The organism is Paenibacillus sp. FSL M7-0802 (assembly GCF_038004945.1).
Taxonomy (GTDB): domain Bacteria; phylum Bacillota; class Bacilli; order Paenibacillales; family Paenibacillaceae; genus Paenibacillus; species Paenibacillus polymyxa_B.
Window position 1 is genome coordinate 4,245,577 of record NZ_JBBOSD010000001.1, and the last position, 13,339, is coordinate 4,258,915.

At 47.2% G+C, this 13,339-nt stretch carries 11 protein-coding genes; all 11 read left to right on the forward strand.

Annotated features, from left to right (window positions below; genetic code table 11):
- Positions 1-4: 4 nt before the first annotated feature.
- The 11 genes from ispG (at position 5) to cobA (ending at position 13,319) form a co-directional block, all read left to right on the forward strand.
- Positions 5-1,123 carry a flavodoxin-dependent (E)-4-hydroxy-3-methylbut-2-enyl-diphosphate synthase gene (gene ispG, locus MHB54_RS19560; protein WP_023989971.1) on the forward strand — a complete coding sequence of 373 codons (1,119 nt, stop codon included), beginning with the start codon at positions 5-7 and terminating at the stop codon, positions 1,121-1,123.
- Between the two features lie 217 nt (positions 1,124-1,340).
- On the forward strand, positions 1,341-3,068 hold the full coding sequence (lonB, locus tag MHB54_RS19565) for an ATP-dependent protease LonB (protein ID WP_023989970.1): 1,728 nt from the start codon (positions 1,341-1,343) through the stop codon (positions 3,066-3,068).
- A 110-nt stretch (positions 3,069-3,178) separates the two neighbouring features.
- Positions 3,179-5,515, forward strand: a complete 2,337-nt coding sequence (lon, locus tag MHB54_RS19570; RefSeq protein ID WP_023989969.1) for an endopeptidase La — start codon at positions 3,179-3,181, stop codon at positions 5,513-5,515.
- An 18-nt stretch (positions 5,516-5,533) separates the two neighbouring features.
- Positions 5,534-6,145, forward strand: coding sequence for a ribosome biogenesis GTP-binding protein YihA/YsxC (gene yihA, locus MHB54_RS19575; RefSeq protein ID WP_013311619.1), 612 nt, complete (start codon positions 5,534-5,536; stop codon positions 6,143-6,145).
- A gap of 288 nt (positions 6,146-6,433) precedes the next feature.
- Entirely contained in the window at positions 6,434-7,021 is a 588-nt protein-coding gene (locus MHB54_RS19580; protein WP_264454643.1) for a non-ribosomal peptide synthetase module, read from the forward strand.
- 267 nt (positions 7,022-7,288) lie between these two features.
- Positions 7,289-7,687, forward strand: a complete 399-nt coding sequence (gene speD / locus MHB54_RS19585; RefSeq protein ID WP_264454808.1) for an adenosylmethionine decarboxylase — start codon at positions 7,289-7,291, stop codon at positions 7,685-7,687.
- Positions 7,688-7,935: 248 nt separating this feature from the next.
- A complete protein-coding gene (gene hemA, locus MHB54_RS19590) occupies positions 7,936-9,330 on the forward strand; it encodes a glutamyl-tRNA reductase (protein WP_013311616.1) in 1,395 nt (464 codons plus the stop codon).
- A gap of 16 nt (positions 9,331-9,346) precedes the next feature.
- On the forward strand, positions 9,347-10,174 hold the full coding sequence (gene ccsA, locus MHB54_RS19595; RefSeq protein ID WP_264454644.1) for a cytochrome c biogenesis protein CcsA: 828 nt from the start codon (positions 9,347-9,349) through the stop codon (positions 10,172-10,174).
- Positions 10,175-10,182: 8 nt separating this feature from the next.
- Entirely contained in the window at positions 10,183-10,830 is a 648-nt protein-coding gene (locus tag MHB54_RS19600; protein ID WP_071558351.1) for a precorrin-2 dehydrogenase/sirohydrochlorin ferrochelatase family protein, read from the forward strand.
- A gap of 1 nt (position 10,831) precedes the next feature.
- Positions 10,832-11,758 (forward strand): hydroxymethylbilane synthase, encoded by a 927-nt coding sequence (gene hemC / locus MHB54_RS19605; RefSeq protein ID WP_264454645.1) that lies wholly within the window; start codon positions 10,832-10,834, stop codon positions 11,756-11,758.
- Between the two features lie 4 nt (positions 11,759-11,762).
- On the forward strand, positions 11,763-13,319 hold the full coding sequence (gene cobA / locus MHB54_RS19610) for a uroporphyrinogen-III C-methyltransferase (protein ID WP_023989963.1): 1,557 nt from the start codon (positions 11,763-11,765) through the stop codon (positions 13,317-13,319).
- Positions 13,320-13,339 lie beyond the last annotated feature (20 nt).

Below are 13,339 nucleotides of genomic sequence, written 5' to 3' on the forward strand. Positions count from 1 at the left end.
GTACATGTTCTTAAGACAAGACACACGTCCCGTTAAAGTCGGGAATCTGACGATTGGCGGCAGCAATGAAGTCATCATCCAAAGCATGTGTACAACCAAAACAGCAGATGTGGAAGCAACTGTAGCCGAGATTCTTCGCTTGGAAGAAGCCGGATGTCAACTGGTGCGGGTTACCGTCAACAATGAGGAAGCTGCCGCAGCCATTAAGGAAATAAAAAAACGGATTCATATTCCGCTGGTTGCAGATATTCACTTTAATCACAAGCTGGCTCTACTGGCAATTGAAAATGGAATTGATAAGGTTCGCATTAATCCAGGTAACATTGGACGACGTGAAAAAGTGGAAGCTGTCGTTAAGGCATGTAAGGAAAAAGGGATTCCAATTCGGATTGGTGTGAACGCCGGGTCGTTGGAACAGCATTTACTTGATAAGTATGGCTACCCTACGCCAGAAGCGATGGTAGAAAGCGCACTGTATCATATCGGGATACTGGAAGAGCTTGATTTCCATGACATTATCGTGTCATTGAAGGCGTCTGATGTTCCTATGGCGATTGCCGCTTACACGAAGGCAGCTGAAATTATTAAATATCCGCTCCATCTGGGTATTACCGAAGCTGGGACGCTCTTTACGGGTACGGTTAAAAGCGCGGCAGGTATGGGCGCTTTGCTGGCATCAGGCATCGGCTCCACAATGCGTATTTCGCTCAGCGCCGATCCGGTGGAAGAAGTGAAGGTAGCACGTGAGTTGCTCAAGACGTTTGGATTGATCACAAACGCAGCTACACTGATTTCTTGTCCGACTTGCGGACGTCTGGATATTGATCTGTTCTCTATTGCTAACGAGGTAGAAGACTACATTGCAAAACTCAAGGTACCGATTAAAGTATCAGTACTGGGTTGTGCAGTGAATGGCCCGGGTGAAGCGAAGGAAGCTGATATCGGAATTGCCGGAGCGCGCGGGGAAGGCCTTTTGTTCCGTTATGGAAAAATGATTCGCAAAGTACCTGAGGCTGATATGGTCGAGGAATTGAAAAAAGAAATTGATATCATCGTCAAGGCATATGAGGAAACAGGGAAAATCCCTGGACGTGAAGAACGTCATACCGCCGAGAAGGTGTAGGCAAAAGCAGTTATTATAAAGAGGCATAGTCATAATCTATTGTCATCATTTATACGCCGTGGAGAGCAGCTCTGCTACAGAACTGTTCTTCGCGGTGTTTTTGTATTTCTCTCTGATCTTTTGAAAGACCGCCGTTTAGCTATCGCGGAAAAGGAAATACTGTTTTTCATAGAGCGGCATTTTTCAAATTGCTGAGATGAGAAACGGAGGAAATACGATGGACTTGACTATGATTTTGTTATTGGTGCAAATGTTTTTCGGGATTGTTATTGGTCTGTATTTCTGGAACCTCCTGCGGAGCCAGAAAACGAACCGTAGTGCGGTGGATCGAGAATCCCGGAAGGAATTAGATAAGCTACGCAAATTGCGTTCAATTTCACTTACCAAACCATTGGCTGAACGCACACGTCCTGCCACATTACAGGATATCGTGGGTCAGAAGGACGGATTGCGCGCGCTCAAGGCGGCGTTATGTAGTGCGAATCCGCAGCATGTCATTATTTATGGCCCGCCGGGTGTAGGGAAGACGGCTGCTGCACGCGTGGTGTTGGAAGAGGCGAAGAAGAATCTGTCATCCCCGTTCAAGGGAGATGCCAAATTCACGGAGATTGATGCCACGACGGCCCGCTTTGACGAGCGCGGTATTGCGGACCCGCTGATAGGTTCAGTACATGATCCAATCTATCAAGGGGCAGGAGCGATGGGGGTGGCGGGTATCCCGCAGCCTAAGCCTGGAGCTGTAACGAAGGCACATGGGGGTATGCTGTTCATTGATGAGATTGGTGAGCTGCATCCAACGCAGATGAATAAACTGTTGAAAGTGCTGGAGGATCGCAAGGTATTTTTGGAAAGTGCGTATTACAACTCGGAAGATTCGCATACTCCTGCTTATATCCACGATATATTCCAAAACGGTTTGCCAGCGGATTTTCGTTTGGTAGGTGCGACGACCCGTTCGCCGCATGAGTTGCCACCTGCGATTCGCTCCCGGTGCATGGAAATTTATTTCCGTGCCTTGCAGCCACAGGAGATTGCCCGTATTGCTGAGGATGCTGTCCACAAGCTAGGCTTTGGTCCTTGTCCTGAGGCGGTAGAAGTTGTACAGCGTTACGCAACGAACGGTCGGGAGGCGGTCAATATGATCCAGCTTGCTGCTGGTTTGGCACTTACCGAGAAAAGGGAACGTCTCAATGCTTCCGACGTGGAATGGGTAGCGGGCAGCAGTCAAATTCAGCCGCGTCCTGACCGAAAAATACCGGGCTTGCCGCAAATCGGATTTGTTAACGGATTAGCTGTATATGGCCCAAACATGGGAATGCTGCTGGAAATTGAAGTTACCGCGGTTCCGGTTCCTGAGGGGAAGGGAAGCTATAATATTACGGGGGTCGTGGACGAGGAAGAAATCGGAGGTGGGTCCCGCACATTGCGCCGTAAGAGCATGGCTAAAGGTTCTGTGGAAAATGTTCTGACCGTTTTGCGTACGCTCGGATTGGCTCCGTCGAATTACGACCTGCATATCAATTTCCCCGGGGGTACGCCGGTAGATGGCCCGTCCGCAGGAATTGCGATGGCAACAGCTATTGCTTCCGCGATGCGGGGAATTCCGGTGGATCATGAAATTGCTATGACCGGCGAAGTTAGCATCCATGGTCGTGTCAAACCGATTGGTGGTGTATTAGCCAAAGTTGAAGCCGCTTTTCAGGCGGGAGCCAAAAAAGTGATCATTCCGCAGGATAACTGGCAAGCTCTTTTTGACAGCATTGAGGGTCTAAAAGTCATCCCCGTACAGTCGGTTACAGAAGTGTTCCGACATGTGTTTGGGGAAGAGATGACGTCGGATTTGCCTGTACATGCGCCAATTGAGACTTTTCGCCCATCCCAATCTTCCTTGTTACAGGCTGATGGAACGCATAACGGGACGATATCAGATACAGGATCTTGCTGATAAACCACCCTTTCATTGGTTTTTTCATAAAACATTTGATAAAATATGAAAGATAGCAACGTGAGGATTGTAAAATCCGGAACCTGAGAATCACTGGAGGTGCGAAAGCGATGGGACCCACCAAGACAAAAGGTCGTCGTTTTCCTTTGTTGCCTTTAAGAGGGCTTCTGGTCTACCCGAGCATGGTTCTGCATCTCGATGTGGGCCGGGAAAAATCGGTCAAGGCTTTGGAAAAAGCGATGGTTGAAGACAATTTGATTCTCCTGTGTTCTCAATCAGAAGTAAATATTGAAGAACCCACACAAGAGGACATCTTTCGAGTCGGCACGGTAGCCAAGGTACGTCAGATGCTCAAGCTTCCTAATGGAACCATTCGAGTATTGGTGGAAGGGCTGGAACGCGCCGAGATTATTCAATATACGGACAATGAAGAATATTACGAGGTAATGGCGAAGGAGCTGCACGAGGCAGAAAACGTACAGCCTGAGACGGATGCGCTTATGCGCACTGTATTAACTCAGTTCGAGCATTATATCAACTTGTCCAAAAAGGTAACACCAGAGACTCTCGCTGCGGTATCCGATATTGAGGAGCCAGGACGGCTTGCAGACGTGATCACAAGTCACCTGACGCTCAAAATTAAGGAAAAGCAGGATATACTGGAGACGATCGACGTTACTCAGCGTCTGGAGAAGCTTCTGGATATTTTGAACAATGAGCGTGAAGTACTGGAGCTGGAACGTAAAATCAACCAGCGTGTGAAGAAGCAGATGGAAAAGACGCAGAAGGAGTATTATCTGCGTGAACAAATGAAGGCAATTCAGAAGGAACTTGGTGAGAAGGAAGGTCGCGCAGGAGAAGTTGAAGAACTACGCAACCAGCTAAGTGAACTGGAGTTGCCTGTTCCGGTGAAGGAGAAGGTTGAAAAGGAAATCGACCGTCTGGAAAAAATGCCAGCAAGCTCTGCCGAGGGTGGCGTCATCCGTAATTATGTTGATTGGTTGTTAAGCTTGCCATGGAACAAGTTTACCGATGATGATCTGGATATCGTCAAAGCTGAAGAGGTACTCAATAACGACCACTACGGACTGGATAAACCCAAGGAGCGTGTATTGGAGTATTTGGCTGTACGTAAGCTAGTGAAGACCATTAAGGGACCGATTCTGTGTCTTGTAGGTCCGCCAGGGGTCGGCAAGACCTCGTTGGCCCGTTCGATTGCCAAATCCATGGGTCGGGAATTTGTTCGCATCTCTCTCGGAGGTGTGCGGGATGAAGCGGAAATCCGTGGTCACCGCCGGACTTATGTTGGCGCGATGCCAGGGCGGATCATTCAAGGGATGAAGACCGCAGGAACGTCTAATCCGGTATTTTTGCTGGATGAGATTGATAAAATGGCTTCCGATTTTCGAGGGGATCCATCGGCGGCATTGCTTGAAGTGCTTGATCCTGAACAAAACAATACGTTCAGTGACCATTTTGTCGAGCTGCCGTTTGATCTGTCCAATGTGATGTTTGTAACGACAGCCAATGCTGCGCACAACATCCCGCGTCCGCTAATGGACCGCATGGAGACATTATATATTCCTGGCTACACCGAACTGGAGAAGCTGGAAATCGCCAATCGGTATTTATTGCCCAAGCAGAAGAGAGAGCATGGCTTGGACGAGGAACAACTGGTTATCGGGGAGGATACGCTACTGCGTGTCATTCGCGAATATACCCGTGAATCCGGTGTACGGAATCTTGAGCAGCAAATGGCTTCTCTGTGCCGCAAGGCGGCGAAGTCCGTTGTATCTGGTGGCGAAGGCCCGATTCAAATCACACCGGATAATCTGAAGGATTATCTAGGTATCGCTAAATTCCGTTACGGTGTTGCAGAACTGGAGGATCAGATCGGTACGGTTACAGGCTTGGCATGGACAGAAGTCGGTGGTGAAACATTGATGATTGAAGTGACGGTCGTACCTGGTAGCGGTAAACTGATTCTTACGGGTAAACTGGGAGACGTTATGAAGGAATCTGCACAGGCGGCATTCAGCTACACTCGTTCGAAAGCAGTTGATCTGGGCATTGAACTGGACTTTTATGAGAAAAATGATATCCACATTCATATTCCTGAGGGTGCGATTCCGAAGGATGGCCCATCTGCAGGAATTACTATTGCTACCGCATTAATTTCAGCTTTGACCAACCGTCATGTATCCAAAGATGTGGCTATGACGGGCGAAATTACTCTGCGTGGTCGTGTATTGCCGATTGGTGGTTTGAAAGAGAAGTCGCTGGCTGCCCACCGGGCAGGCTACAAAAAAATTCTGCTTCCCAAAGATAATGAACGGGATTTGAAGGATATTCCCGACAGTATCCGGCAGGATGTTGAATTTGTCCCCGTTGCCCATATGGATCAGGTGCTAAAGCATGCTTTGGTTGAGCAGGCAAGGGTACATTAGAGAGGAATTAAGGACATAATGAAAGTAACAAAAGCAGAATTTATAATAAGTGCGGTTGGCCCCGATCAGTTTCCTGTGGACGCTTTGCCAGAGATTGCTCTGGCGGGGCGCTCCAATGTAGGAAAGTCTTCACTGATTAATCGGTTGATTAACCGTAAGAATTTGGCGCGTACCAGTTCTACGCCAGGTAAAACCCAGCAACTCAATTATTACCGGATTAATGATGATCTTTATTTTGTCGATTTTCCCGGTTACGGTTACGCCAAAGTATCCAAAACGTCCCGCAAGGCTTGGGGGCAGATGATTGAGTCTTATTTGCTGGAGCGTGAGCCACTCAAACTGGTGCTTCAAATGGTAGATTTACGCCATCCGCCGTCCAAGGATGATATCATGATGTATGATTGGCTGCGTCATAATGGGCTTCCCGTATGTGTTGTAGGCACGAAGGCAGATAAAATCCCTAAAACGCGACGAGAAAAGCATTATAAAGTAATCAAGCAGGAACTCGGAATACTTCCCGGGGGATTGTTTATCCCCTTTTCATCCGAAGAAGGTATGGGCAAGGAAGAGCTGTGGTCTGTCATCTCCAGCTATATAGAGAATGACGACGAAGAGCAGACGGAATTGTAAGGCTAGGGACGTCCTTAAGGGCGTCCTTTTTTCATGATTCGGGCTTCGGAAAAATAAACTTATTAAAAGGGTAGGAATAATATATAATAACTAAAGGAACTCGTGGACTTTAAGCAGAAAAGTGAGTGTATATGGAGGATAATGCAGTCTCAACCTCATTATTTTCTGTTTTTTTCGATGTATGGCGGAAATTTATGATTGATGTGCAAGAAAAGCACTGTAGGTCTGATGTATAATAAAGCATAAAGCTTAAACTTATAGGTTCAGGAAAGAATTGAGGAGATTGGTATGGCTCAGCGGTTAGCCACAGAGTATGTTAAAACCACTTTGACCTTGTCAGAAACTCAAATGGACGAATTTTTGCGGGCAATGGATGATCCCCAGGTGCATTATCACATTAAAGTTCTGGATAACGGAAGACATGAAATCGTTCTGGAGCATAGTGCGGGTGAGGAAGTTCATTTGTTTTTTGAAGCCAAAGAGGGAGCATTAGTGTGTGAATTGACTTGCCGCTTAATTCATCCGCAACTAACCCTGTTTATACGCAAACTTTTTGTTCGTTTTAAGGGTGAAGGCATCGTTTACCGAATGTATCAAGGATTCACTATGGTGTATTTTTATAATGAAGGTACGGTTCGTAAAATTATGGAGAAGAATGCCGCAGGCTCTAAGCTGGTATTTGAATATAAAAATACGGTACAGGAACTGCAACAGCTTTTTCAGCATCAGAACGTCGAAAATGAAATATCAGATGTATATCATCTCATTAATTCGTTGCTTGACCAGCGGAATTTGGCGCGTACTTTCTCGGAGTTGGAACAGATTGACCACAAGCTTCGAATGAGTTGCTCGAAATTATTTGCACTGGAAGCTTAATAAGGCATGAATATATGGAATGAATCGTTATGCAGTGTAGTCCCTTTCTTTACCGAAAGGGGCTTTTTTATTCCAAAAAAATGATTGCATTTGCTGCACATAGATGTTATTTTTAATCTCGTTGAAAATGAATATAGGAACCAGGATTCACTCAGGACATTGAATGTTGCGAGAGGTTATTCCCTCGGGAAGTGAATGACGTAGGTCCTAGCGGATGAAATTTTTTCAAACATTTTATTCCTAGGAAGGGGGAACCGAAAGATGGAATTGGAGTACTCAACTTTCGGAAGACACGTTGCCGTAGATACTTGGGGTGTTGAGTTTGAATTGCTGAATGATGCGCAGTTTTTGGAGGCTCAATTAGTTGAAGCAGCTGAAGCTTGCGGAGCAACGGTGATGTCCGTTCAATCCAAGCAATTCGAACCACAGGGAGCTACCGTGCTTGTACTGTTGTCGGAGAGTCATCTCTCTATTCATACGTATCCTGAGAGAGGATTTGCCGCTATTGATTGTTATACTTGCAGTGAGACTGTCGATCCGCAGCTGGCTATTGATTACCTGGTATCCGTTCTAAAACCGAAAAAAACATATGCGAAGAAGCTGATTCGCGGCTTGGGAGAACTTCAGGTGGAATCACCGGAGTGCAAGCTGGCCGAGTTAGTGTAAATCGTTCTTTATGGAGCCATTTGTGCGTCCTATATTATAACCATGGAACATTTCCATGGTTATTTGTTTTAAAAGTGGTTTACACTAAATCAAATCATACAGAACGTGCTAGATGTTCATGAAAGCCATCCAATTTTCATAAACAATTCATAAAACAGCCGGAGGAGATTCGGACTTCTGTGATATAATTAACATAGTTTATGATAACAGTGGTTATTCTTATTACAGTTTAGGCAGGTGAATTTGCAATGCACATCGTCGTTGTTGGGTTGAATTATCGTACGGCGCCTGTGGAAGTCAGAGAGCGTTTTACATTTGCAGAACAAGATTTGCCAAAAGCGCTGGAACAACTCAAACTTACCAAAAGTGTGTTGGAAGGCGTAGTTGTCGCAACCTGCAATCGGACTGAAATATATGTTGTGGTGGACCGCCTTCACATGTGCGGTTATTTTATACGCAGTTTTATGGAGCAATGGTTTGGCATTCCGCGTGATCAATTTACACAACATTTATATATATATGAGGACGAGCAGGCGATTCGGCATTTGTTCCGTGTGACTTGTGGTCTTGATTCTATGGTAATCGGAGAAACACAAATTTTGGGACAGGTAAAGAACGCTTTTCTTCAGGCTCAATCCCAGAAAATTACGGCAACGTGGTTTAATATGTTGTTTAAGCAGGCCGTCACATTGGGCAAGCGTGCCCATTCGGAGACGTCTATTGGAGAAAGTGCCGTATCTGTCAGCTATGCAGCAGTTGAGCTGGGCAAACGGATTTTCGGGATGTTTACCGATAAAAAGGTACTGATTCTCGGTGCTGGTAAAATGAGCGAGCTTACTGTTAAGCATTTGTACAGCGGCGGAGCAGCCGAGGTTATTGTAGCAAACCGAACCTTGTCCCGTGCGGAAGACCTTGCCTCCAAGTTTCATGGAACGCCGGTTACGATGGAGGAAGGCATGAATCGGTTGGCGGATGTGGATATTGTTATTAGCTCGACAGGTGCCCAGGGTTATATTCTGGATCGGACTCGGGTTGAAGCAAGTATGAAACGTCGACAGTCCCGTCCTTTGTTTATGATTGATATTGCGGTTCCGCGTGATCTCGACCCGGCTATTGGTGAATTACAGAATGTTTTCCTGTACGATATTGATGATCTGGAAGGGATCGTGGAGAGCAATTTGGAAATGCGCCGTACCGAAGCTACAAAAATCGAGCATATGATCGAAGATGAGCTTAGCGAGTTTTATCAATGGTTGAAAACGATGGGAGTGCGTCCGGTGATTCGTGCATTACAGGAAAAAGCGGAGTCTGTACATCAGGATACGTTGGAAAGCTTGTTCAATAAGCTTCCCGAGCTGGATGAACGGCAACGCAAAGTGATTAGCCGCTTGACGAAGAGTATGCTGAATCAGATGATGCATGATCCGATCAATCGGGTAAAGGAACTGGCTGTCCAAAAGCAGGGAAATGAGGCCCTAGACATGTTTAGCCACATTTTTGCTCTGGAGGATCGTTTGGATGACGCCGCTCAGAAAGTAGATAAAAGCGATGCATCTGCGTTAATGAAACCGGAAGCCGGTGTTCATGAAAAGACCGTTCAGGCTCAGGCTTTGCCAGCGTCGTTTGCGCCGGCCAGCCTGTAAAGGTGGGTGAACAGACGTGGCTTCAGGCATGCTTATATATGATTCAATGATTTATGTTTTTGCCCTGAGCCTTCTGTTTGTATTCTCGGATGGGATTCGTCGCAATGCGAATGCTAAACGGACAGGTACAGGGCTTCTTGTTGTCGTTCTGGTGCTCCAGCTTGCTTATATGGGGATAAGAACCTGGAATGAAGGGCATCTTCCTATTTTCGTGACCTATGATTTTCTATTTCTGTTCTCAGTTATTTTGGTACTGATTTCTTTGATTCTGACACGTTATCAGCGATCCGAATTTGCGGTATTGCTGCTTAATATTATTAGTTTTGCAGTGCTAGTGCTCAACAATATATGGATGAAGCCTCTCGACAACCCGCTTGGAAATTGGCATACAGTGCATGGGCTGCTCCTGATTCATATTGCGCTGGCTAATCTTGGTTTTGTAGCAATGACGGTAGCGGCTGTATTTTCGGGGTTATATCTGTTTTTGCATCGTAAATTGAAAGTAAAGAAATGGAATGACACGATCAGGCGCCTGCCGAGTCTGGAAATGATGGATCGGTATACGCATATGGCGCTGTTGATTGGTACTCCTTTGCTGGGAGTCTCTATTGTAGTTGCCGTTATTTCTATTATTGCCGAGGAACGCTGGCGTCTCTTGCTCGATACCAAGGTGCTGATGACAGCGATTGCCTTGTGCGTGTATATTGTATTTTTAGTGAGCAAAAGATTGAATCAGCGTTCAGGGCTTGTGATGGCAAAGTGGGCATTGGTGGGCTACACGCTATTGATTCTTAATTTTTTGCTGAATTCCTGGTCTGTATTTCATCAGTGGACGGGAGGGTGAAAAGCCTTTTGCAGCATTTTGTCCCGATTTCGTTGAATTGTAAGAATAGGATCTGTTGTGTTGTAGGTGGCGGTAGGATTGCGGAACGAAAGGTAAAGGGGATGATGGAAAGTGGGGCATTCATTACCGTCATTAGCCCGAATATAACGCCGGATTTACAGGTTCTGGCGGATCACAAGCAGCTCCACTGGGTAAATCGCGTATATCGCGAGGGTGACCTCCAGGGAGCCTTTCTTGTATATGCGGCGACGAACCAGAGAGAAGTGAATAATGAGGTTGCGCATGAGGCCAGACAAAGGGGTATACTGGTAAATGTGGCGGATCGATCGGAAGATGGAGACTTTATAACGCCGGGTATCATTCGACGAGGAAGATTGACGATTAGTATTTCCACAGAAGGGGCTGGCCCTGCTGTGACCGCTGATATTACATCAGCTTTGGATACGTTGTTTGGTAGCGAATACGAGCCATATCTGGATTTCATGCACGATATGCGACAGATCATCAAACATAAGATAAGTTCTCCACAGCAAAGGACCAAACTACTGAGGCGCTTGGCGAGTAGCGGAATTTTGGATCAAATACGCCGTCATGAATTTATGGCTTGGACCGAAAAAGAAATAGACCTATGGATTGCGCAAAATCAGGAGGAATAACATGCGAACAATTGTGGTAGGCAGCAGACAGAGTGCGCTGGCGTTAACTCAGACCGGGCATGTCATTGAAGATTTGAACGCGCTGTGCGCGGAGCATGGAATGGATTTGCAATTTGTCGTGAAGAAAATCCTGACCAAGGGTGATCGAATATTGGATGTAACCTTGTCCAAAGTGGGTGGCAAAGGGCTTTTTGTCAAAGAAATTGAACAGGCCATGCTGGCTGGTGAGATTGATATGGCAGTACATAGTATGAAGGATATGCCTTCCGAATTACCGGAAGGGCTTGTCAACGGCGCTGTGCCGCGCCGTGAGGATCCACGTGATTGCCTGATCACATTGGGCGCCAAGAGCCTGGAGGATTTGCCTCAAGGGGCAAAGGTGGGCACGAGCAGCCTGCGCAGAGCCAGTCAAATCAAGTCCATGCGACCTGATCTACAATTGGAGCCTGTGCGTGGTAATATTGATTCCCGTCTGAAAAAGCTGGAGACGGAAGGTTTTGACGCTATCATTTTGGCGGCAGCAGGCTTGCATCGGATGGGCTGGAAAGAGCGAATTACGTCCTATATACCGGAAGAAGACTGTTTGCCGGCGGTTGGGCAGGGAGCGCTGGGTATTGAATGTCGTGCGAGCGACGAAGAGCTATTGGCCTTGCTGCGCCTTTACAACGACCGGGATACCTCGGCTACCGTTGCGGCAGAACGAACCTTTCTGGGCGTGTTAAATGGGGGATGTCAAGTGCCGATCGGGGCTCATGCGGTCTGGGCTGGTCAAGAAATCAGCCTCACGGGCATGGTAGGATCGCCAGATGGCGAGGTTATTTTGAAGGAAACGCTCCAGGGAAATGATCCGCAAAAGCTGGGAGAAGCGGTGGCGGCCAGTTTGATAGCCAACGGAGCGGAACAGATTCTGGCGCAGGTGAGGGGATGATAGCATGGCAGGAAAAGTATATTTGGTAGGTGCAGGACCCGGAGACGCAAGATTAATTACGGTCAAGGGTTGGGAATGCATTCAATTGGGCGATGTCATTGTGTACGACAGACTGGCAAGCCCACGCCTCTTGGGACTGATGAAGCCAGGTGCCCAAAAAATATATGTCGGCAAGTTGCCAGATCGTCACACCATGAAGCAAGAGGAAATTAATCAGCTGCTGGTGGATTTGGCCTTGGAGGGCAAAACAGTTGTTCGTCTTAAAGGGGGAGACCCCACTATATTTGGACGAGTCGGCGAGGAAGCCGGGCTATTGCGTAAACACGGTATTTCCTATGAAATTATACCCGGCATCACATCAGCGATCAGTGTGCCCGCCTATGCGGGCATTCCAGTCACACACCGAGATATGGCCTCATCGCTTTCTATCATTACAGGTCATGAAAGTCCGGATAAACTCGACAAAAGTATTCATTGGGATAAAGTGACGAACGCAACGGGCACACTGATCTTTATGATGGGTGTAGCAAAGATCGGCTATATCAGTGAACAGCTCATAAAACACGGCAAGCCGTCAGATACTCCTGTTGCCTTGATCCGTTGGGGGACCCGCGCCGAGCAGGATACGCTGGTGGGTACGCTGGCGGATATTGAAGCTAAGGTGAAGGCCGCGAATTTTCAGCCTCCCGCCGTCATCGTTGTCGGAGAAGTGGTCAATCAACGTGAACAGTTAAAATGGGCTGAGGACATGCCTTTGTTTGGCAAGCGGATTTTAGTTACTCGCGCGCGTGCGCAGGCCAGCAGTCTGGTTCACCGGATTGAAGAGCTTGGTGGCGAGCCTTATGAATTTCCAGTTATTCAGACTGTCGCCCCTTCGGACGAGCCAACCAAACAGGAAATTAAAGAGGCATTTGCACGACTGCCTGAATATGATTGGGTGTTTTTTACCAGCGTTAATGGAGTGGAATACTTTTTCACGCACTTAAAGGAACAGGGCAAGGACGTACGCGCGTTGTTCAAAGCGCGTATTGCCGCAGTCGGACCGGCTACAGCAGCCGCGCTTCGGACGCACGGAATTGCGGCAGAACAGATCGAAGGCCCTTTTCAGGCAGAGGGCTTGCTCGAAGGGTTTGAGCAGGATTTGCAGGCAGGGCAGAATGTATTTCTCCCAAGGGGTGATCTAGCTCGGTCGTGGCTGCCAGAAAAGCTGAGGGAGATGGGCCTTCATGTGACCGAGGCTGATTTGTATCAAACGGTGCTGGCAGCCAACACACAGGATGACGAGCTCCTCAAGCTGCTTGAGGAACGTGCCATTCACGCGATTACGTTTACGAGTTCCTCAACCGTCACCTTTTTTCTGGAAGCGCTCAGACAAATGGGGATCCATGATCCGTTGTCGCTGCTGGAGGGAGTTACGATTGCTGTGATCGGTCCTTTGACCGGTGAGACAGCTACCCAAGCCGGTTTGACTGTGAGTTTTATGTCAGAGAAGGCAACCATTGAAAGTCTGATTCAATCGTTATGTGACTGGAAACGATCAAGTACTCTTATGACATTATAATTTTTTGTTTTTGCTAATGA